Here is a 21,546-nt window from a genome sequence, read left to right as displayed (position 1 = left end):
CCCAGCCGCTATTCCTGCGAGCGGTCCACCGCGCTTGTCACGGCCAGGTTCATCGTCACATTACCCAGCGTGCGCATAATATCGGGTAGCATTTCCACCGCCACCAGCAGCACAAGTGGTTCAATCGGCACGCCCATCGCCAATGCAATCGGCCCGATTGAGACGACAAAGCTGATCGATCCGGGCAGGCTGACAGACCCCACGCTGATTATCACCGCGACCAATATGCCCACCAGCACAAGGCCAAACGGCACCGTGATCCCTGTAAGCTGCGCCACATACAGCGCGACTGCCAAATTCATCGCCACACTGGTCGCGCGAAAGATCGCCACGGCGAGCGGCAGAACAAACTCCGCCGTGCTGGGCCGCAATCCCAGACGGTTCGCGCTGTCGAGCATGGCGGGCAGGCTGGCGAGCGAACTTTGCGTGGAAACCGCCACGGCCTGCGCAGGCAGGATTGCGCGGGCAAATCGCACAGGGCCAATCCCGCCAAGAACAGCCGCCAAAACATAAGCAAGCACCAAGATGAACCCGCCCATGGCCGATACGACCACGATGTAGTGCGCCAAGGCCGCAAACGCGCCCTCCCCGCTGCGCAAACCCACTCCAAAAGCGAGCGCTGCCACCCCGATGGGCGCGGCCCACAACACCCAGCCGATAATCATCAGCATCGCATTGGCGAGCGCATGGAAAAATCCGGTCAGCAGTTCCCCCTGAGCTTTGGGTAGGCGCGCAATGGCAATGGCCAGCAGGGCAAAAAACACCGTGAGCGGCAGCATTGCGGTTTCTGCCGCCGCTGCCACGATATTGGGCGCGACCAATGATTTCAAAAACTCCAGCGCGCCGGGCACTTCTTGTGCATCGCCGGAGCCATCCGCGATAAAAAACGCGGCATCTTTGGGGATCGTGAACACATCCAGCAGCAAAGGAAGCGCCGCAGCGGTGAACAAACCGCCCGCAATCGCCACGCCCAGCACCAGCGCCAAAAACCGCCGAGCCGCTTTGCCAGCGCTCGCCGCCTCGATCATCTGTGTAAGGCCCAGCACCAGCAGGCTGGCAACCAGCGGAATAATCGTCATCTGCAAAGCGCGCAGCCACAAGGTGCCAGCCACTCCAATCAGATCGGTCAGCCACCCGGCCAATTGCGCACCCGAAAGCCCAACGCCGGCCGCCAAACCTAAAATCAGCGCGAGAAAAGTCGCGAGCACAGGCAGTTTGATCGTGACCAGCTCAAAGCGCTGAGCTGCATTGTGCGGCAGATCTGCCGGCGCGCGCTTATCTGTCATTCGTGTCACACCTTTTAGCAATGGGCACACCGCAATTGCCCTTCCCTTTGTGCGATAACCGCGCCAGAGGTAGCTGACAATCTCAGCGCATATTTCGCCCAGCAGGAGGGCCTTTTTCGAATGACACGCAAGTTCTTTGGCACAGACGGCATCAGGGGCCGCACCAATGATGGCGTAATGACAGCGACCACGGCGATGCGCATTGGTCAGGCGGCAGGCAATTACTTTATGCGCGGGCGGCACCGCCACCGGGTGGTGATCGGCAAGGATACGCGCCTGTCCGGATATATGATGGAAAGCGCGCTGGTCGCAGGGTTCACGAGCGTGGGCATGGACGTGATTATGACCGGCCCGCTGCCCACCCCTGCCATTGCGCTACTGACGCGTGAAATGCGCGCGGATCTGGGCGTGATGATTTCAGCCAGCCACAATCTCTATGCCGATAACGGGATCAAACTGTTTGGCCCCGATGGGTTCAAATTGTCGGATGAAGCAGAGCTGGAAATTGAGCGCCTGTTCGAAGCGGACAATCCCACTCTTGCCCCGCCCGAAGGCATTGGCCGTGCGCGCCGGATCGAGGATCTCGCGCGGGCGGTATATCCACGCGGTCAAACAATCCCTGTCGAGCGAAACGCGCTTTGACGGGCTCAAAGTCGTGGTCGATTGCGCGCATGGCGCCGCTTATCAGGTTGCGCCCTCTGCGATCTGGGAATTGGGGGCAGAAGTTATCACTTTGGGCGTCACTCCCAATGGCACAAATATCAATGACGGGGTCGGCTCCACCTCTATCGAGGCCTTGCAGGCCAAAGTCGTTGAGGAAAGCGCCGATGTTGGCATTGCGCTTGATGGCGATGCGGACCGGCTGATCGTGGTCGATGAAAAGGGCCGCAAGGTTGATGGCGACCAGATCATGGCGCTGATCGCGACGCGAATGCAGGAAAAGGAAATGCTGCGCGGCGGCGGCGTGGTTGCAACTGTGATGTCAAACCTTGGGCTGGAACGCTATCTGGGCAGCATTGACCTAACGCTTGAGCGCACCAAGGTCGGCGATCGCTATGTGCTCGAACGGATGAAATCGGGCGGGTTCAATGTCGGCGGGGAACAATCGGGCCATATGATCCTGCTCGATCATGCAACCACAGGCGATGGCACCGTCGCCGCCCTGCGCATTATCGCCAGCCTGGTGCGCACGGACAAACCGGCAAGCGAAATCCTGCACCTGTTTGACCCGGTTCCGCAATTGCTCAAAAATGTGCGCTATAAGGGCGGAAAACCGCTTGAAGATGACGCGGTCAAAACGGTTATCGCCGCCGCCGAAAAAGAATTGGAAGGCAAAGGCCGCCTCGTCATCCGCCCATCGGGGACAGAGCCTGTCATCCGCGTTATGGCTGAAGGCGATGATCCTGCCCAGGTTGAAGCCGTGGTGGACCGCATCTGCGACGCAGTGCGCGCCGCGGCCTAAGGATGAGCGCCGACCATGCTTGAAATGCGCCCCGATTGCGAAGGCTGCGGCGCCGATCTGCCCGCAGAAGCGCCGGGCGCGTTTATCTGCTCGTTTGAATGCACCTTCTGCACTGAATGCGCGGAAAAATCGGATGATATCTGCCCCAATTGCGGCGGCGAACTGATGGACCGCCCCACCCGCGCCAAAAAGCTGCACGTCAAGCACCCGCCGTCAGCCAAGCGGGTGTTTGCATCATGAGCGCCGCAGCATGATCGGCCCCTGCCAATGACCACCAAAGCGCCTCCACGTATTTTGACGATAGCCGGGTCCGATGCCAGCGGCGGAGCAGGCATTCAGGCCGATATCAAGACGATCACCATGCTTGGCGGCTATGCTATGAGCGCGGTCACCACGGTTACCGCGCAGAACAGCGTGGGCGTGCAGGCTATCGCACCGATGTCAGGCGATGTCGTCGCGCAGCAGATCACCAGCGTCATCAGCGATATGGGCGTCGATGCGATCAAGATCGGGATGCTGCACGATGCCGAGATTATCGCGGCGACCGCTGCAGCTTTGCGCGGTATTGATGACGCTGTGCCCATCGTTCTCGATCCGGTCATGGTCGCGACATCGGGTGCAGCTTTGATTGCGGACCCGGCGATTGAATTGCTGCGAGATACTTTGTTCCCGATGGCAACGCTGATCACGCCCAACCTGCCGGAATTGGAGCATCTGATGCGCCGCACTTTGCGCACCACCGCTTTGGTGGAGGAAGCCGCAGGCGAATTGGCGCAAACACATGGCTGCGCGGTCCTCGCCAAAGGGGGGCACACCGACGATGCGCAGATCATCGACACACTGGTGTTTGAGCCGGGCAAGTTTGAGCGGTACTCCCACGCCCGCATCGACACACCTCACACTCACGGCACTGGCTGCACCCTGTCATCCGCCATCGCAACCCTGATGGCGCACGGCCAACCGCTCGATCACGCCGTCGCCTTGGCGCGCAATTTCGTGGTGCAAGCGATCAAATCCGCCCCCGGATTTGGCGCAGGCGGCGGCCCACTAGGCCATCACGCAGTGCGCAAATTATGATGGAGCCTGTGCTCAGGGTTGATGGCCGCAAGGCTGATCCGTGCGCTGGCATTGTGAAACTGGATTGGGGGAAATCCGCGTGGAACGGAACGATGTTGGCCGGCACAATCGCCGCTCTGTTTTTCGCGACCTGGCAAAGCGTTTTGCTGTTTCTGGCGCTTACATACTCAACTCTGCTGATCGGTCACAGCGTCGGCATGCACCGGATGATGATCCACCGCACATTCAAAGCGCCCCGGTGGTTTGCGCGGCTGCTTATCTATTTAGGCACACTGGTCGGCGTGGCGGGTCCGTTTGGCATCATTCGCATCCACGATATTCGCGATTGGGCACAGCGAGAGGCGCAGTGCCACGATTACTTCGCTCATCGCCGGGCACTGCTGGCTGATCTGGCGTGGAACCTGTTTTATAAATTCGAATTTCAAAAGCCCCCGGTTGTGACTCTTGAAGCCGCAATGGCCGATGACAGGTTCTACCGATTTCTGGATAAGACATGGCGCTGGCATCAATTGCCTTTGGCAGGGATCCTCTATGCAGCAGGAGGCTTGCCGTTTGTTCTATGGGGCATTTGCGCGCGCGTTTTTGTCAGCGCTGCGGGCCATTGGACGATCACCTATTTTTGCCACAACCCGCAATTGCGAAAACGCCCTGGCCGCTGGATTGTTAGGGACGCGGGGATACAGGCTTCCAATCTAACCGGCCTTGGTATCCTGACCTATGGCGAATGCTGGCACAACAATCATCACGCCTTTCCCGAAAGCGCGCGCATTGGATTGGAACGAGGGCAAAGCGATCCGGGATGGTGGGTCATCCGCGCTCTACAATCAGCGGGCCTGGCCTATGATGTCAGCCTGCCGCGCGCCTTTTCAAAGCGTGAGGATTTGCTGGAACGCAATTCGTCCTAACGCTCCAACTCGTAAAAGTCTGCGATATGCGCCCACGCCTCATCAGCTGTTTCGCACCAGTGGAACAGGTCCAGATCCTTTTTCGAGATCGTCCCTTCCTCCGCAATCGCTTCAAAATTGACGACGCGTTCCCAGAAATCCTTGCCGAACAGCAGGATCGGAATGGGTTTCATCTTGCCGGTTTGGATAAGAGTGAGAAGTTCGAAAAATTCATCGAATGTCCCAAATCCGCCGGGGAACACCGCGACAGCGCGCGCGCGCAGGAGGAAGTGCATTTTGCGCAGCGCGAAATAATGGAAGTTCAAGCTTAGATAAGGCGTCACATAGGAATTGGGCGCCTGTTCGTGCGGCAGGATGATGTTGAGCCCGATGGATTCCGCGCCTGCCTCGCTCGCGCCGCGATTGCCCGCTTCCATAATCGAAGGGCCGCCGCCTGTGGTGACGACAAACTGGCGTTTGCCTTCTTCGATGATCGCTTTTTCGGATACCAGCCGGGCAAGCTTGTGCGCTTCTGCGTAATATTTCGCCTTGTCCGCCAGCCTTTGAGCGACTTTCTGTTCGTATTCATCGCCATCTTTGGTAGCGTCGATCTTTGCCTGCGCTTCTTCGGGTGAAGGGATACGGGCTGAGCCATACATCACCATGGTCGAGCCAACGCGCGCTTCATCCAGCAGCATTTCAGGCTTTAACAATTCCAGCTGAAAACGCACCGGGCGCAGTTCATCGCGCAGCATGAAATCATGATCGCGAAAGGCGAGCTTATAAGCGGGATGCTCCGTTTGCGGAGTGCTTTTGGGCGCACCTTCGACGAATTCGGTTTCTTCCCCGGCGCGGTAGAATTTGCGGTCAGTGAGGTCGTGATCATTGTGTTTGTCAGTCATGCCGCCTGCCCTAGTCGCGGCGCGCGAAAGCGGCAAGCATGCGTTGCATGCTCGCATCTGCTGGCCTCGCGCAAAAAGGCGCGCTTATTCAGACAACTTGCCCTCACTGCGTGGTTGAGTTAGCTTGGCCGCAGGTGCACAGGCAAAATGCCTGCGTGATATTGAAAGATTGATTGTATGGCGGACGCGTTTCCGCCGGACGCGAACAGGAGCGCTGGATCAAACAAGGGCAGCAAGTCCGGTAGAGTAGCCGATTTCCGCTACAAACGCCCTTACCAGCCAAATACGCAGCAAGGCGCAGACCCAGCATCTGGCGCGCGTGCAGCCGGCCCGCGTTCAGTCAGCGCGCATCCTGACACTGCGCAGACGAAAGCTCACCCCAGAACCGCGCATTTTGCCAAGCCGCATGAAGCCTATGCAGCGCTTGACCTGGGCACCAACAATTGCCGCCTGTTAATCGCGCGGCCTTCGGGCAAGGATTTTACTGTCATTGATGCTTTCAGCCGGGTGGTGAAATTGGGTGAAGGTGTCGCGACAACGGGCAAGCTTTCAGATGAGGCGATGGACCGGGCGATGGGCGCGCTGTCGATCTGCGCGGACAAATTGCGCCGCCGCAAAGTTCGCCTGGCGCGGTCCGTCGCCACCGAAGCCTGCCGCAGAGCTTCCAATGGCGCGGATTTTATCGACCGCGTACACCGCGAAACGGGCATTGTTCTCGATGTGATCAGCGCGGGCGAAGAAGCGCGGCTGGCCGTTTTGGGCTGCCATATCCTGCTGGAAGCAGGCGAAGGCCCGGCAGTGATTTTTGACATTGGCGGGGGATCAACCGAACTGGTCCTGCTGGAGCCGGGCGGTAAAATCCCGCGCATCCTTGATTGGCAAAGCGTGCCGTGGGGCGTCGTCTCGCTAACCGACACGGTCAGCCCGGGCGAAAATTCGGCGCAAGGCCGCCTTGATCGCTATGCCAAAATGCGCAAGCTGGTGGCGGACAGTTTCGCCCCCTTCGCGACGCGGATTGCGGGCGCTGCCGCGCATCCTGACATTCGCCTGCTGGGCACCAGCGGCACGGTGACAACGCTGGCCAGCCTGCATCTTGAGCTGCCGCATTATGATCGCAAGGCGGTGGACGGATTGATTGTTCCGGCCCATTCCATGCGTTCAATCAGCGGCGATCTGGCAGGCATGTCGCCCGAAGAACGCAGCACACTCCCCTGCATTGGCGAAGACCGCGCCGATCTGGTCGTGGCCGGATGCGCGATTTTGGAGACAATCCTTGACCTGTGGCCCGCATCCCGGCTGGGCGTTGCAGATCGCGGCATTCGCGAAGGAATCTTGCGCAGTTTGATGGCATCAGAGCGGCAAGGTGAACGATCCCTGCGCGCGCTTGAACAATTGCGCACTGGCCAAGGCAATCCGTAAATCATGACCCGATCAGGCCGCAATCCCGACCGGCGGGTGAAGACCGCTAAAAAGCGCACGGCATCATCGACACGGTGGCTGGAGCGGCAATTGAACGACCCCTATGTCAAACAGGCCAAGGCCGATGGTTATCGCAGCCGCGCGGCCTATAAACTGCTTGAATTGGATGAGAAGTTCAATCTTATCAGAGGTAGATCGCGCGTGGTCGATCTGGGCATAGCGCCGGGCGGTTGGGCGCAAGTGGTGCGCGCAAAAGCGCCCAAAGCCAATGTCGTCGGCATTGATCTGCTGCCCACAGACCCCATCGAAGGGGTGACCATATTCGAGATGGACTTCCTCGATGACGATGCACCGCGAATGCTGGAAGAGGCACTAGGCGGTCCGCCCGATTTGGTCTTGTCAGATATGGCCGCGAACACTGTGGGCCACAAACAAACCGATCATCTGCGCACTATGGGTCTGGTGGAGGCTGCGGCCTGGTTTGCAACCGAGACATTGAGCGAAAAGGGCGCATTTGTGGCCAAGGTTCTAGCAGGCGGCACCGACCGCGACCTGCTCACTTTGCTGAAAAAGCACTTCACCACGGTGAAACACGCCAAGCCGCCCGCAAGCCGCAAGGGATCATCGGAATGGTATGTGATTGCGCAAGGGTTCAAAGGGCGCAAGGAGTAAGCCCCCGCGCATCCTTTGCATGTCACTCGGTTGCTTCGGCAGTTTCCAAAGATGTCTCTTCGGCAGCATTCTGAACGTCTTCGGCGGTTTCAACCGCGTCGATTGAAACTTCCGCCTCCTCAGCCGCAACTTCGCCGTCGCCTTCACCATCTGCCGCTTCGGACACATATTCCGGCACCGGCAGGTTCGAACCTTGCGAGTTCATGTAAAGCGCGACCGCCGCGCGGTCTTCAACTTTGGACAGGCCAGCAAAGCCCATCTTGGTGCCATCCATGTAGCGTTTGGGTGATTTGAGCCATTGGTTCATCTCATCCCAGCCCCATTGGCCGCCGAAAGATGCCATCGCGTCGGAATATTGATAGCCAGCTTTTTTCCCGACGCCTGCGCCCATAATGCCGTGCAGATTGGGGCCAACGCCGTTTGCGCCGCCTGCATCAATCGTGTGGCAACTAGAACACTTAGCATAGACTTTCTCGCCCGCAGAAACATCCACGCTGGCCATATTCAAAGCCTCGGCCATGGTCATTTCGGCCGCGACTGCGCCGCCCTCTTCAACTGCGCCTTCGATGACATAGCCCAATTGTTCGGGCCGTTCAGGCGAAGAGCCGTGGAAATACATGTCTGCCGCCACTGAAAGGCCAAGGCCAACAATGCCTGCAAACAGGGCCCAGCCCGCTGCGGTATTGAACAGATCACCCTGTGCCTCGGTGGCAGGGGGCGTGTCGGAGTTGTGTGGTTCTTGATTCATCCCGTGCGGCCCATAATCATGCGTTTGGCGCGGCGCAAGACCCATCGGAACATCACGCATTGCGATATTTGCAATTTAGTGAGGCACCAAGCCTTGCTGTTACCCGCAAGCCCCTTTAGCAGGCGTCATAATCATGCGTTCTTTTCCTGGCCCTGCCCTCCCGATTGTTGATGATTTGCGCGGTAAAGCCGCTGCTGATCCGGCGCGTGCGATTGCTTTTCAGGGATCGCCCGGCGCCAATTCGCACCGCGCCGCGCTCGAAGCCCGAGCCGATGCCTTGCCGCTGCCATGCTTCAGTTTTGCCGATGCTTTGGAAGCGGTGAAGGACGGGCGCGCAGGCCAAGCGATTATTCCGATTGAAAATTCCCAGCATGGGCGCGTGGCCGATATCCACTTTCTTCTTCCTGAAAGCGGCCTGTCGATTACGGGCGAATATTTCATGCCGATCCACCACGCATTGATGGCGGTGGGCAATGGCCCGTTCGAAGCCGCCTACAGCCATCCACAAGCGCTTGGCCAATCGCGCGAGTTTCTGCGTGAACGCGATATCGTGCCGCTCAGCTATGCCGATACGGCAGGCGCTGCCGCTTTTGTATCTGAGCGCGACGATCCGACTATTGCTGCGATTGCGCCCGCCATTGCAGCTGAACTGTACGGGCTTTCCATCATCGAGGACAATGTCGAGGACAGCCCTGACAATATGACCCGTTTCGTCATCCTTGCTAATAAACCAGCATTTCTGGCGCACGATCCCAACACCGCCACCATGACGACCTTTATTTTCGAGGTGCGCAACATTCCTGCTGCTTTGTATAAAGCGCTTGGCGGATTTGCGACAAATGGGGTGAATATGAGCAAGCTGGAAAGCTACCAACAGGGCACAAGTTTTTCCGCGACCCGGTTCTATGCCGACATTATCGGCGCGCCGGGCGATCCTGCGGTGGATCGGGCGCTGGAGGAATGTTCATTTTATTCCAAGCAATTGCGGATTTTGGGCACCTATCCGCTCGCTCGCAAACGTGGGTGAGCAAAAGGCGTTGCGCGCGCCGCTAGACCGTGCCACCTACCATATCGCATGACTTTGGCGGCAGATCCAATTTACGAAAGCGATGATTGGGGCGATCCGCCCGTCAGCGTTCAGCCGCCTTATGACACCGTGCCCGAGCTTTCGGTTGAAGAACCGGAACCTCTGCCGGACGTAACCGTCGAAGACACTCGCGAAAGCTGGGAAGCTGTGCGCGATAATGGCGATATCCAGTTCGATCCGGTCGAAATCCCCCGCCAGAACCATACGAACCTTCCGCTTTTGAAAAAGCGCTGGAGGAGTTTTTTGCCTGGCTGGGTGAACTACTGTCCCCCATCGGCACCGCACTCGCACAGGCTTGGCCGGTTTTGCAATATGTTTTGCTGGGGGCGGTTGTGCTGTTTGTGCTGTATCTGATCGCGCGCACATTTGGCCCGCTGGCTCGTCAAGCCAAAGACGCTGAAGCCGAAGAAGAGATACCCGAATGGCAGCCTGATCGTCAGGAAAGCCTCGCACTGCTCGAAGATGCGGACAGGCTGGCTGCCGAAGGGCGCTATGATGAGGCGACCCATTTGCTGCTGCAACGCAGTGTTGGGCAGATCGCGCGGGCGCGGCCCGATTGGGTTGAGCCATCAAGCACCGCGCGCGAACTGGCCTCGCTGCAATCTTTGCCCGACGCCGCGCGCAAAGCCTTTGCAACCATTGCCCAGCGGGTGGAGCGCAGCCTGTTTGCGCTGCGATCGCTCAATCAGGCGGATTGGGAAACGGCACGCGCAGCCTATGCCGAATTTGCGCTGGAGAAAATCGGCGGCGCTGAAACGGGCCGCAGGAGAGCGCGCGCATGAGCAATGCCGGCCCTTCCCCAAGCCCAGCCGCAAATCCCGGCACCCAATCGGCGCGCGGGGCATCGCCGTTTGGCCGGTTAACGCTGCTCTTCGTCATCCTTGTCGGGTTTGCCGCGTTTCTGGCGCTTTTGTATTTCCTGTCGGGCGGCGATGATGGCAACCGCGACAACAATGGCGCAGCCCATGCCGCGGCGCGCGGATTGAACGGTTATGCCGGGCTTGTGCGCTTGCTCGAGGCGGAAGATTACGATGTTACGCAGTCGCGTTCGCCCAGCGGTCTGGAAACTTATGACCTGCTGATCCTCACCCCGCCCAGCTATATGAACCCCGATGATATCGCCGAGATATTGCAGGACCGGGAATATATTGGCCCCACGCTTGTCATCCTGCCCAAATGGTATGCTCGCCGCCCACCGCCCAATCTGCCTGATGACGTGGCGGACAAATTCAAGCGGGGCTGGGTTGAACTGGGCGAGGCATTCAATGTCGGATGGAGCGAGGAATTGCCCGATCCTTACGCTTTTGAGCACAAGGTCGAGAGCCTTCAGAATGATGTGGCAAGCGATTGGAGCGGCTTTGCGCTAAAAGGCGATCTGCCAACACGCTCCATCGCCTTTGCCGAGGATGACGGAGCGAACGAGCCGCTGATCACTGCTGCTGATGACAGAGTGCTGGCCATGCGCATCGGGACGGCCGGAACCCCTCAATATGATCCGAACAGCGATGACTATTACGATTCAACCGAAGAGGTGGTTTTCGTCGTCGAACCTGACCTCATGAACAATTACGGCCTCGCCGATGAAAACCGCGCGGCGGCTGCGCTCGCTCTGGTTCAGGATGCTGGCTATGGTCCGGGCACCAATGTCACATTTGATATGACTTTGAACGGCTTTGGCGGGACAGTGAACTTGTTGACGCTCGCGTTCAGGCCGCCTTTTCTGGCAGCGACCCTGTGCCTGATCCTTGCGATCATCATCGTCGGTTGGCGCGCTTTTCTGCGGTTTGGTCCGGCAGCGGCCAGCGGGCCTGACATCGCCTTTGGTAAAAAGCAGTTGGTGGGCAATGGCGCAGGGCTGATTGTGCGCGCGGGCCGGTTGAAATTGCTGGCGGAACCTTATGCCGGCCTGTCCGCCCGCCGCATGGCACGCGCGCTGGCGCTGTCAAAGCCTGATCCTGACGCGATCGATGCCGCGATGCAGACCCGCTTGCCAGATGAAGAACCTTTCACTCACCGCACGGCCCGGCTGCGCAATGCCAAAACACCATCGGACATCGTGCGCGCCGCCCAATCGCTGGGCAGCCTTGTCGAACAGATAGAAGCATCCAAACACAATAAGAAGGCACCCACCCAATGAGTATGAGCCTAGCCGAATTGCGCAGCTTAGCCGGCGCAATCCGCACCGAAGTCGCCAAAGCGATTGTGGGGCAGGACGCCATCATCGATCAAATGCTGGTCGCTTTGATCAGCGAAGGGCACGTCCTGCTCGAAGGCCCCCCGGGCACCGCCAAGACGTTTCTGGCCAACAGCTTTTCAACCGCTTTGGGCCTCGATTTTGGGCGCATCCAGTTCACGCCTGATCTGCTGCCGGGCGATATTCTGGGATCAAACCTGTTCAACTTTCAAACGAGCCAGTTCACGCTAACGCGCGGGCCGATTTTCTGCGAGCTGCTGCTGGCCGATGAAATCAACCGCACGCCGCCCAAAACGCAGGCCGCATTGCTTGAGGCGATGCAAGAACGCCGCGTGACGCTGGACGGCGAAACGCACCAATTGCCTGAGCGTTTCATGGTCGTCGCAACCCAGAACCCGATTGAGAACCAGGGCGTTTATCCCCTGCCAGAGGCGCAATTGGACAGGTTCCTGTTCAAACTGCTGGTCCCCTATCCCGATGAAGCTGAAGAAACGCGCATTGTCACCAGTTTCGGATCGCGTCAGGGGCCGCAGCGCCCGGCTGAAATGGGTGTCACTGCGGTGGCGAATGCGGCCAAGCTGGTCGCAGCCAGCGCTGCTCTTGACCAGGTGACTGTGGCAGAAGAGATCACGCAATATGTCGTGCGGCTGGTGCGCGCGACGCGCGATCATCCCGAACTGTCCGTCGGTGCCAGCCCGCGCGCCGCTGTTCTGCTGGCCAATGCCGCGCGCGCCCGTGCTGCGCTGGATGGCCGCGATTACATCGTGCCCGACGATGTCAAAGCGCTCGCCGTGCCCGTTTTGCGCCACCGCCTGACATTGAGCCCCGCCGCCGAGATTGAAGGCCGCGATATCGAGGCTCTGGTCGCTGAGCTGGTCGAAAGCACAGAGGCACCCCGGTAACCGGCCATGGCGCTTTCTCGCCCATCATTTCTGGCAAAGCTGCCGCCTTTCCCGGTTGTCCCGACAGAACGGGCCGCGTGGGTCATTGCCGGGTTTGCGCCCATCGCGGTCGTGATTGCGGCAACTACGCCTGATCTGTGGATTGTCGCGCCCATCGCGGCGGCGGCTTTGTTTGTGCTGATCATGTGCGATGCGCTGCTGGCGGGCAAATGCGGCAATTGGCACGTCACCGCGCCCGGTGATGCAGAAGTGGGCCAGCCAACCCCTGTCACGGTAACGGCCACATTCAAAAACGGCGCGCGTTCGCAGGTTCGTTCAGCGCTGGAATTTGATCCGCGCCTTGGCATGGCGGGCCGCGCCGATTTCACTCTCGCGCCCGGTCCCTATGATCCGGAAGATACAGGATCGGTCGAGCTGAAACCCGAACGCCGCGGCACTGCGCCCATCACGCGGGCCTGGCTGCGCTGGACCGGGCCATTGGGCCTTGGCGCGCGCAACACCTACCGCGCGCTTGATGATGAAATCCGCATCTGGCCTGACCTTTCGCCTGTTCGCAGCAAGGAATTGCAGACATTCCTGCGCGATGCCCAAACTGGCCTGATTGCTCGCCGTATCAGAGGCGAAGGCACGCAGTTTGAATCGCTCACCGAATATGAAGCGGGTATGGATCGCCGCCGGATCGACTGGAAAGCCAGCGCGCGTCACGTCCATCTTTACGCCCGCGAAAACGAAAGCGAACGCAACAACCAGATCGTTTTCGCTTTTGATTGCGGACAAGCGATGTGCGAACCGGCTGATGGCATGCCCCGGATTGACCGCGCAGTCACCGCTGCGCTCACCTGCGCATTTGTCGCGCTTAAATCGAGTGACCGGGTGTCGCTCTTCGGCTTTGCCCAGCGCCCGCAGATCATGACGCCATTTATCAGCGATGCGCGCGCGTTTCATCGCTTGCAAAGCGCAGCAGCGGGCCTCGATTATGAGCCCGTCGAGCCCAATTTCACGCTCGCGCTGGCCACTTTGACTTCCAAATTGCAGCGCCGATCGCTGATCGTGTTATTCTCCGATTTCACCGATCCCACCGCAGCAGAACTGATGGTGGAAAGCATCGGGCGGCTGGTGGACAAACATCTGGTGCTGTTCGTCACCATCGCGGATAGTGAGCTTGAAGAAATCATCGAAGAAGCGCCCGGCGATATCGCCACCATGGCCCGCAGCGTGACCGCTGACAGCCTTGCCACTCAGCGTTCGATTGTGCTGCAAAGGCTGCGGCGCATGGGGGTTGATGTGATCGAGGCACCGTGGAACCAGATCGGCTATCAACTGATTGATCGGTATTTTATGATCAAGAATTCAGAGGCCATAGGATGAGCGCGAACAATCCTGCGACATCAGGGGCCGCAATGGCTGCGCGCCCATTGGAGCCGGGCGAAACCGCGCCGCAGGCACCAGCCAAGGACACGGCGGCTCCGGCCAAAGCCAAAGGCCGCTTGGCCAGCCTATTCGGCAAAGCCGATATCGCCCCGCCTGCCGATATTGAAAGCGCCGCTTTGCGCTCTGACCGTTTCCGGCTCGAACGCGAAGGTGATTGGCGCCGGCTCGAAACCATTATCCACCGCATGGAAAGCGGCGGATTGCGCCGGATCGATGACGATGATTTGCTGGCTTTGCCCACCCTTTATCGCACCGCTGCTTCCAGCCTTTCGGTTGCGCGCGAAACCTCGCTTGATGCGGCCACGCTCAGCTATCTGGAAAGCCTTGTTCAGCGCGCATGGTTCCAGGTCTATGGCCCGCGCAAAGGGCTGTTTGGCTGGCTGCGCGAATTTTTCTTTGGCGGGTGGAGCCGGGCAGTGCGCGGCATCTGGCTGGAATCGTGCATTGCCCTGTTCGTGATGGTGGCAGGCGCGGTCGTCGGATGGCTGCTGGTGGTGCGCGATGAGGAATGGTATTACCGCCTCGTCCCCACCCAATTCCTCGATGCGCGCGTGCCCGGTGCCAGCCGCGAAGCTTTGGCCGGAACGCTCGCGGTGGAACAGGATGCGGGCGGATTATCGACTTTTGCCGCCAGCCTGTTCAGCAACAACGCGGCCGTTTGCATCCTTGCCTTTGCATTGGGATTTGCATTCGGCATCCCGACGTTGCTGCTTTTGATTTACAACCTTGCGGTGCTCGGCGCGATGATGTGGCTGTTTGCGGGACAGGGCCTTGAGGTGGAATTTGCCGCCTGGCTGAGCGTTCACGGCACCACCGAATTTTTCGGCATTCTGCTATCGGGCGCAGCGGGCCTGCATATTGGCCGGTCCATGGCGTTTCCGGGCAATCGCAGCGTCCTTCAGGCCGCGTCCGAAGCGGGCCAGCGCGGCGCAGTGGTGATGATCGGGGTGGTGTTGATGATGGTCGCGGCTGCTCTGCTCGAAGCGTTTCCCCGCCAATTGGTCGAAGGCGCACCCAACCGCTTTATGATCGGTGGGTCCATGCTCGCTTTCTGGCTGTCCTATTTCTATCTGTATCGCCCGCGTGCCCTAAGGTCTGATCAATGAGCGCGGCGGCGATGAATGATACAGGCTTTTCCGCCCCCGGGCAGGCAGGCGGGCGTATCAATAAACGCGAACGCACACTCATAACGCCAGAAGGCATTGCAGTGCCCATCGTGGTCGCATCGCGCGGCGCGCGGGCAGGCGCGTTGATCCTTGATATTCTGATCCTGATGATCGGGCTTATCGTGTTTTACTGGATCCTGTCGAAAGTTGCAGGCGGGCTGTTTGAACCCGATATCGGCGTTGACACATCCACCACATCCAATGCGCGCGAGTTTATCTCGATCATCGCCATTCTGGCGAGCTTTACCGCATGGTATGGCTATTTCCTTGCGCAGGAACTCGGCCCGCGCGGCGCGACTTTCGGCAAGCGCGCAGTTGGCATCAGAGTAGCCGCGCATGGCGGCGCGCGGCTTACTCCCGAAGCGGTGATCGCCCGCAATCTGCTGCGCGATATCGAGATTTTCTATCCGGTCATTTTCATGATCGTGCTGCTGATCATCAATGTCGCCGAAGAAGACACAGGCGGCACGATCTGGGCAGCCGTCATCTGGTTTGCGGTGTTCCTGCTGTTTCCCTTTTTCAACAAGGATGCTTTGCGCGCAGGCGATATTATTGCGGGCACCTGGGTCGTGGAAGCACCGCGCACCAAGCTGGTTGAAACCTTATCCACCCAGGGCGCGGCCAGCGGCACGAGCGAAGTGACAGGCGCGCGGTATGAATTCGGCGATGAAGAGCTGACCATTTATGGCGAACGCGAATTGCAGACGCTGGAGCGGATATTGCGCGATGGCGAACCCGATGCGCTGGCAGCGGTTCACGAAACGATCTGCCGCAAGATCGGTTGGGATCCAGGCGGCGGGGATGAACGCGCTTTCCTCGAAGCGTTCTATGCCCAATTGCGCGCCAAGCTGGAAGGCGACATGCGGTTTGGCAAACGCAAAGCGGACAAATATTCATGAGCAATCGCGGACCAAAGCTGACGCGCCGCACGGCGATTGGATCGGGTTTGGCCCTCGGGCTTTCAGGAACACTCGCCGGATGCCTGCCGCCTGATCAAAGCCCGCTGGGCCGGATTGAAGCACGCCTGCGCCTGATCGAAGCCAATGCCGGCGGCACATTGGGCGCAGAATTGTTCGATACCGGCAGCGGGCAGTCCATTGGGCTTAATCGCAATCGCCGCTTTGGCCATTGCTCCTCGTTCAAGCTCTCGCTTGCAGCCAAAGTGCTCGCCGCGCATGCCAGCGGGGAAATTGATGCGGACAAGCGTGTTTTCTGGAGCAAGGATGATCTGATGTGGGTCTCCCCTTCACCACCAAACGCGTGGACGAAGGGGCAACTTTGCGCGAGCTTGCCCGCGCGACACAGATTACTTCGGACAATGCGGCGGCCAATGTGCTGCTGCGCGAATTGGGCGGGCCAGCGGCGCTGACAGGGTTCTGGCGCTCTATCGGGGATGATGTGAGCAGGCTTGACAGAACAGAGCCTGCGCTGGGCAATGTGCCGGTGACTGAAATGCGCGACACCACCACGCCAGCGGCCATGGCGCGCACGGTGGCAAAGCTGATCTATGGCGATGCCTTGCCCGAGGCAGAGCGCGCTACGCTCAAACAATGGATGGTCGAAACCCAAACGGGCAAGAACCGCGTGCGCGCGGGGATCGGCGATGGCAAACCCCAAGACTGGGTCAGCGGCGATAAGACAGGGACATCAATCTGGCCGGGTATGGGCAGCCTGTATGTCGATATCGGTTTTGCCGAGGCCCCGCCCAAAGGCGATGAACCGCGCGCGCCGGTTACTTTTGCCGCCTATTACCGGGCGCGCGAGACGCATGAGGGGATGGACCCTGCTTCAGAGGCGGTCTTGGCGCAGATTGGCAAAGTGCTGACGGATTTTGTGCTGGGCGATTATCGCTGGTCGAAAATCAATCCCTTCGATTGAAGCCGGTTAGCGGCCCCAGCCGCCCAGCCCTATTCCTCGCCGAAAATCGCCACTTCATTCACACCCTCGCTGGTCGCGCGGCCGCGGTACATGCCCTTTGTGTTGAAGCTAAACAGCGCATCGCCGCTAGGGGTCACCAGGATGATCCCGCCATCCCCGCCCAGCGCTTTCACTTCTGCCATCACCGAATCCGCGATCTCCTGCGCGCGGCCTTGGGTATAAGCTTTGATATCAATGTCGCTATTCGCAGGCGCATAAACCGTCCACCCGGACACTTCCATGCGCAGTCTTGCGCAAATCTCATGCGCAACGCCCACGCGGATGAAATATTCACCCCATCCCGTTGCCGATAGCGCGCAGCTGCGATTATCGGCATAGGTGCCCGCTCCGATCACCGGGCTATCGCCAATCCGGCCCCAGCGTTTGCCTGTCATCCCGCCCGTTGATGTGCCCGCAGCCAGATCGCCATGCTGATCGAGCGCCACCGCGCCCACTGTGCCGAACTTTATATCCACATCCAGCGCCGAAAGGGCATCAGCTTTCATTCGCTCAAGCGATTGTAACCGCCCCTCGGTCGCGAACCATTCGGGCGGAGCGCTCTCCAATCCCTTTTCGCCTGCAAACACTTCGGCGCCCGCACCGCTTAGGAAAACATGCGGGCTGTCTGTGCGCACTGTGTCGGCCAAGAGGATGGGGTTTTTTACCGATTTGACGCCCGAGACCGCGCCTGCGCTGCGATCGCGGCCATGCATGATTGATGCGTCGAGTTCGTTCTCCCCTTCCCAGGTAAACACCGCCCCGCGCCCGGCATTAAACAATGGGTTATCCTCAAGCAAAACGATCGCCGCCTTGATTGCATCCACCGATGTGCCACCATCGCGAAGGATCTGAGAGCCTGCATCCAGCGCTTCTTGCAAGGCGGCCTCATATTGGGCGCGCTGTGCAGGTGTGGTTGTATCTCGTGCAATGGTGCCAGCACCGCCATGTATTGCGATGGACCATTGCGGCTCTGATTTTGGCTGAGAGCCCGGCTCAGCATCTTGGGCAGCGGCGGGAGAAAGGCCCAATGCGTATAGCCCCAATAAAGCTGCGACAAACGCGCCAAGTGACTGAAATTTAGAACAGATCAATGTCATTTCATAAGCCTTTACACGGTTTAACCCACAGCGCGGGCCAAATAGTTTACAAAAACGTAAATCGCCGCTGACCGTTCAGCGAGAGTTTTTACAAACCATTGAAGAAAAGGGGATATTCATGCAAATTGGACGATACAGTTTTGACAGCGAATTGGCCATGGCCTTGGGCCAAAAAGCCTTATTCGCGCTTGGCATTTTACTCGTCACGTGGATTCTGGCGAATATCGCCAAGAAAGTTTTTGCCACATTGGTGGACAAGGTTGAGATACTCAATCGCGGCACCGGCTCCGGTCAAAGCGTGGGCATGTCGCTCGGCAAGATCGTGGGCCTTTTAATCTGGCTGTTTGGTTTGCTCGCCATTCTCGACGTGCTCAATTTGGGCGGCGTCGCTGGCCCGATCAACGAATTGCTGAACACCGTCATGGGTTATATCCCGCGCCTCTTCAGCGCTGGCCTGCTTTTGTTCATCGGTTTGATGATCGCAGGGATTGTCCGCGATATTGCGGTCACTGCCATGCAAACGCTGGACCTTGATAAATGGGCCAACAAAGCGGGCGCAGACGAAGTGACAGGCAATGACACGATCACCAAAACGCTGGGCGTTGTCATCTATGCGCTGATCGCCATTCCGGTCAGCATCGGCGCGCTGGGCGTGCTTGATATCGCTGCGATTTCCGGTCCGGCAACCGATATGCTGCGGATGATTATGGGCGCTATTCCCAACATCATTGCTGCGGGTGTCCTGCTTGGCATTGGCTATCTTATCAGCCGCTTCGTTGTGGGCCTGCTCACCGATGTGCTGGGCGGATTGGGTGTTGATGCACCGATCGCTGCAATGGGCCTGCTTCCGGCTGGTACCAAAGCATCATCGGCGATTGCCCGCATTGCGCAAGTTGGCATCATCTTGTTCTTTGCGATTGCCGCCACACGGATGCTCGGTTTTCCTGAGATCACCAACATCCTCAACCAAGTGCTCGCCATTGGCGGTAACGTGGCCTTTGGCGCGGTTATCATCGGGGTCGGTTTCCTGATTGCCAATCTGCTGGGCAAACTGGTTTCCGCTGGCACAGATGGCAGCGTGGCCGGTTCCGTGGTCCGCTATGGCGCGATGCTGGTCTTCACGTTCATGGGCCTCAACAACATGAACATCGGTGAGGAAATCGTGACCATCGGCTTTGGCGCACTGGTTATCGGCCTGTCGGTCGCAGGCGCTCTCGCCTTTGGAGTGGGCGGACGCGAATGGGCTGCCAAAAAGCTGGAGGAACTTGATAAAGCGAAATAGCACGCTTTTCAGTTTCAATGCATGACGGGGCGCGGTGGCAATGCTATCGCGCCCCTCATCATTTCTGGGAGACAATGCGTGAGCGGTTTTGGCAAGACGACAACCACCGATGAAGTGCTGGCTGGCAAAGATTTAAGCGGAGTGCGGGTGTTTGTAACAGGCGCAACGTCGGGCCTTGGCAAAGAAACGGTGCGCGCCATGGCCGCCAAAGGTGCACAGGTGATGCTGGCCGGGCGCAATCAGGAAACGCTCGATACGGCCGTGGCTGAGATCAAATCGGCGCACCCTGATGCGCGACTCGACACAATCGCGTGCGACCTCGCCTCGCTGGACAGCGTGCGCGCTTGCGGGGCGCAGGCGCGCGAGCGGATGGACGCGATTGATCTGCTGATTAACAATGCAGGCGTTATGGCGACGCCTTTGACGCACACGAAAGATGGATTTGAGAGCCAGTTCGGCACCAATCATCTGGGGCATTTTGTGCTGACCAAAGAGCTGATGCCGCTGGTGCAAGCAGGCACGAACAAACGTATCATCAACCTGTCGAGCCGGGGCCACCAGATTGCGCCTGTAAACCTCGATGATCCCAATTTTGAAAATCGCGAATACGATCCGTTCCTAAGCTATGGCCATTCGAAAACCGCCAATGTGCTGTTTTCTGTGGGTCTGGAAAACCGCTTTGCCAGCTCCGGCGTGCATGCTTTCGCGGTGCATCCCGGCGGCATCAACACCAATTTGGGCCGCCATATGGATGAAAAAATGCAGGAAGGTTTGATGGCGAATATCCTTGCGAATGAGCCTGATTTTCAATGGAAAACCGAAGCGCAAGGCGCGGCCACATCATGCTGGGCCGCGACCGCGCAGGAGCTTGAAGGCAAAGGCGGCGTCTATTGCGAAGATTGCCATGTGGCGCAGATCGATGATGAAAACAGGCGCGGCGGCGTGCGCAGCTATGCGGTGGATAGCGCTGCGGCAGACAAGCTGTGGTCGCTGAGCGAAGAGCTGACCGGCACAGTTTTCACCGTCTGATCCGCGCGCAAAACGCCTCCGCTATTCGGCCAGAAATTCGCTCAGCAGCTTTAGGGTATCCTTGCTTTCGCGGCAGGGGGTGATCGCCATAAAGACATGCGGGGCCTGAGCGTATTCATACAGCATCGCATCCACGCCAACTTCATTCAGGCGGGCGGCGAATGTGCGCGAATCCACAATGAACAGATCATGCTGGCCCGTCCAGATGCGCGTCGGCGGCAGCATGGCGAGGTCTTGCGGCGCGGCATAAAGCGGGCTGCATTCAGCGCTTGCCGGATCGCGCGTTTCGGCAAACATTTTGCCGCATTCGCGCAAAGTGCCGATTTTGAGCATGAAATCATGCGGCTCTACCGCAGCGATGGCCGGGTCTTTCATGGTGAGATCAAGCCACGGCGCAAACAGAGCTAGCTTGCCCGGCTGCGCGCTGCCTTCATTTGGTCCGCCCGCTTTGGCCAACCGCAAAGCCAGCGCCAGCGCCATATGTCCGCCTGCGCTATCGCCATTGAGGATAATCTTGGCCGGATCGTGATCCTCGCACAATTTTGCAAACACGCTATCGGCCAGCGCATCTTGCGCGCTGTGCGAGCTTTCGGGAACCACTTCATACAGCGGCACCGTCACGCTCACCCCGCACGTATCGATCATCGCAGCGACCAGCGGCCAGTGTTCTTTGAACATTGGCAGAATAAAGCCGCCGCCATGGAAATAGAGCATGTGCCATTCACCCGGCCCCGATTTGGGATGCAGCGTCACGACCTGCTGGCCGGCTGCTTCCCACTGGCTCACATCATATTTGCTCGCAAAACTTGTCGGCATCGCCGCATCGCGCGGCAATTTGCGGGTCGCCATATCGGCGCGGAATTCTTCTGCGGTGTGCGGAAAGACCCGTTTGCGCCGCGACATGATCCATTTGACGGTTTTGAGCAGCAGGCTCGCTTTATCAGTGCGCGCCTGCGATGTAGTGTTGGTCAGCATAAATTATCCCTCTCAC

Annotated in this window: 22 protein-coding genes and 1 pseudogene; 18 read left to right on the top strand and 5 right to left on the bottom strand. The window is 58.9% G+C overall.

The features are described 5' to 3' along the window. Positions 1 to 8 precede the first annotated feature (8 nt). Entirely contained in the window at positions 9 to 1,286 is a 1,278-nt protein-coding gene (locus tag AC0V6W_RS10895; protein WP_486149915.1) for a dicarboxylate/amino acid:cation symporter, read from the bottom strand. 120 nt (positions 1,287 to 1,406) lie between these two features. On the opposite strand from AC0V6W_RS10895, the pseudogene glmM reads away from it, so the two are divergent. From glmM to AC0V6W_RS10875, 4 genes and pseudogenes are all read left to right on the top strand, one after another. Then, a pseudogene (glmM, locus tag AC0V6W_RS10890) lies at positions 1,407 to 2,748 on the top strand (phosphoglucosamine mutase). 15 nt (positions 2,749 to 2,763) lie between these two features. After that, positions 2,764 to 2,988, top strand: coding sequence for a DUF1272 domain-containing protein (locus AC0V6W_RS10885; RefSeq protein WP_486149913.1), 225 nt, complete (start codon positions 2,764 to 2,766; stop codon positions 2,986 to 2,988). 27 nt (positions 2,989 to 3,015) lie between these two features. Beyond that, positions 3,016 to 3,825 carry a bifunctional hydroxymethylpyrimidine kinase/phosphomethylpyrimidine kinase gene (gene thiD / locus AC0V6W_RS10880; RefSeq protein WP_486149911.1) on the top strand — a complete coding sequence of 270 codons (810 nt, stop codon included), beginning with the start codon at positions 3,016 to 3,018 and terminating at the stop codon, positions 3,823 to 3,825. After that, positions 3,822 to 4,730 carry an acyl-CoA desaturase gene (locus AC0V6W_RS10875; RefSeq protein WP_486149909.1) on the top strand — a complete coding sequence of 303 codons (909 nt, stop codon included), beginning with the start codon at positions 3,822 to 3,824 and terminating at the stop codon, positions 4,728 to 4,730. Before thiD ends, AC0V6W_RS10875 begins: the two co-directional genes overlap by 4 nt. Here the strand turns inward: AC0V6W_RS10875 and AC0V6W_RS10870 are convergent. Further along, complete coding sequence (locus AC0V6W_RS10870) at positions 4,727 to 5,611, bottom strand: LOG family protein (protein ID WP_486149907.1); 885 nt, start codon at positions 5,609 to 5,611, stop codon at positions 4,727 to 4,729. The two genes, AC0V6W_RS10875 and AC0V6W_RS10870, sit on opposite strands and share 4 nt — an antisense overlap. Positions 5,612 to 5,788: 177 nt before the next feature. Between AC0V6W_RS10870 and AC0V6W_RS10865 the strand changes: the two genes are divergently transcribed. After that, a complete protein-coding gene (locus tag AC0V6W_RS10865) occupies positions 5,789 to 7,030 on the top strand; it encodes a Ppx/GppA phosphatase family protein (protein ID WP_486149905.1) in 1,242 nt (413 codons plus the stop codon). Between the two features lie 3 nt (positions 7,031 to 7,033). Then, positions 7,034 to 7,702, top strand: a complete 669-nt coding sequence (locus AC0V6W_RS10860; protein WP_486149903.1) for an RlmE family RNA methyltransferase — start codon at positions 7,034 to 7,036, stop codon at positions 7,700 to 7,702. A 22-nt stretch (positions 7,703 to 7,724) separates the two neighbouring features. Here the strand turns inward: AC0V6W_RS10860 and AC0V6W_RS10855 are convergent, their stop codons facing one another. After that, a complete protein-coding gene (locus AC0V6W_RS10855; RefSeq protein ID WP_486149901.1) occupies positions 7,725 to 8,450 on the bottom strand; it encodes a c-type cytochrome in 726 nt (241 codons plus the stop codon). Between the two features lie 133 nt (positions 8,451 to 8,583). On the opposite strand from AC0V6W_RS10855, the gene AC0V6W_RS10850 reads away from it, so the two are divergent. The 10 genes from AC0V6W_RS10850 to AC0V6W_RS10805 are packed head-to-tail and all read left to right on the top strand — an operon-like array spanning position 8,584 to position 17,108. Then, a complete protein-coding gene (locus AC0V6W_RS10850; RefSeq protein WP_486149899.1) occupies positions 8,584 to 9,477 on the top strand; it encodes a prephenate dehydratase in 894 nt (297 codons plus the stop codon). Between the two features lie 48 nt (positions 9,478 to 9,525). After that, complete coding sequence (locus AC0V6W_RS10845; RefSeq protein ID WP_486149897.1) at positions 9,526 to 9,891, top strand: hypothetical protein; 366 nt, start codon at positions 9,526 to 9,528, stop codon at positions 9,889 to 9,891. Then, the gene (locus tag AC0V6W_RS10840) at positions 9,879 to 10,319 is read left to right on the top strand and encodes a hypothetical protein (protein WP_486149895.1); all 441 of its coding nucleotides are present in this window, start codon (positions 9,879 to 9,881) and stop codon (positions 10,317 to 10,319) included. Before AC0V6W_RS10845 ends, AC0V6W_RS10840 begins: the two co-directional genes overlap by 13 nt. Continuing rightward, positions 10,316 to 11,674 (top strand): DUF4350 domain-containing protein, encoded by a 1,359-nt coding sequence (locus AC0V6W_RS10835; RefSeq protein ID WP_486149893.1) that lies wholly within the window; start codon positions 10,316 to 10,318, stop codon positions 11,672 to 11,674. Before AC0V6W_RS10840 ends, AC0V6W_RS10835 begins: the two co-directional genes overlap by 4 nt. Positions 11,675 to 11,676: 2 nt before the next feature. Further along, on the top strand, positions 11,677 to 12,633 hold the full coding sequence (locus AC0V6W_RS10830; RefSeq protein WP_486151573.1) for an AAA family ATPase: 957 nt from the start codon (positions 11,677 to 11,679) through the stop codon (positions 12,631 to 12,633). Between the two features lie 6 nt (positions 12,634 to 12,639). Further along, entirely contained in the window at positions 12,640 to 14,001 is a 1,362-nt protein-coding gene (locus AC0V6W_RS10825; protein ID WP_486149891.1) for a DUF58 domain-containing protein, read from the top strand. A 32-nt stretch (positions 14,002 to 14,033) separates the two neighbouring features. After that, positions 14,034 to 15,170 (top strand): stage II sporulation protein M, encoded by a 1,137-nt coding sequence (locus AC0V6W_RS10820; protein WP_486149889.1) that lies wholly within the window; start codon positions 14,034 to 14,036, stop codon positions 15,168 to 15,170. Continuing rightward, a complete protein-coding gene (locus AC0V6W_RS10815) occupies positions 15,167 to 16,129 on the top strand; it encodes an RDD family protein (protein WP_486149887.1) in 963 nt (320 codons plus the stop codon). Before AC0V6W_RS10820 ends, AC0V6W_RS10815 begins: the two co-directional genes overlap by 4 nt. Then, positions 16,126 to 16,599: a hypothetical protein gene (locus AC0V6W_RS10810; RefSeq protein ID WP_486149885.1), complete on the top strand. Its 474-nt coding sequence runs from the start codon at positions 16,126 to 16,128 to the stop codon at positions 16,597 to 16,599. Before AC0V6W_RS10815 ends, AC0V6W_RS10810 begins: the two co-directional genes overlap by 4 nt. Further along, entirely contained in the window at positions 16,491 to 17,108 is a 618-nt protein-coding gene (locus tag AC0V6W_RS10805; RefSeq protein WP_486151571.1) for a serine hydrolase, read from the top strand. The genes AC0V6W_RS10810 and AC0V6W_RS10805 overlap by 109 nt, the downstream gene beginning before the upstream one ends. Positions 17,109 to 17,137: 29 nt before the next feature. Here the strand turns inward: AC0V6W_RS10805 and AC0V6W_RS10800 are convergent, their stop codons facing one another. Beyond that, a complete protein-coding gene (locus tag AC0V6W_RS10800; RefSeq protein ID WP_486149883.1) occupies positions 17,138 to 18,244 on the bottom strand; it encodes an isoaspartyl peptidase/L-asparaginase family protein in 1,107 nt (368 codons plus the stop codon). A gap of 118 nt (positions 18,245 to 18,362) precedes the next feature. Between AC0V6W_RS10800 and AC0V6W_RS10795 the strand changes: the two genes are divergently transcribed. Further along, positions 18,363 to 19,526 (top strand): mechanosensitive ion channel, encoded by a 1,164-nt coding sequence (locus AC0V6W_RS10795; RefSeq protein ID WP_486149881.1) that lies wholly within the window; start codon positions 18,363 to 18,365, stop codon positions 19,524 to 19,526. Between the two features lie 78 nt (positions 19,527 to 19,604). Next, positions 19,605 to 20,555 carry an SDR family NAD(P)-dependent oxidoreductase gene (locus AC0V6W_RS10790; protein ID WP_486149879.1) on the top strand — a complete coding sequence of 317 codons (951 nt, stop codon included), beginning with the start codon at positions 19,605 to 19,607 and terminating at the stop codon, positions 20,553 to 20,555. Between the two features lie 21 nt (positions 20,556 to 20,576). Here the strand turns inward: AC0V6W_RS10790 and AC0V6W_RS10785 are convergent, their stop codons facing one another. After that, complete coding sequence (locus tag AC0V6W_RS10785; RefSeq protein WP_486149877.1) at positions 20,577 to 21,530, bottom strand: alpha/beta hydrolase fold domain-containing protein; 954 nt, start codon at positions 21,528 to 21,530, stop codon at positions 20,577 to 20,579. Between the last annotated feature and the right edge of the window lie 16 nt (positions 21,531 to 21,546).

The sequence above is a fragment of the Erythrobacter sp. JB1-7 genome (assembly GCF_057365015.1).
This window is presented reverse-complemented; position numbering and strand designations above follow the sequence as displayed.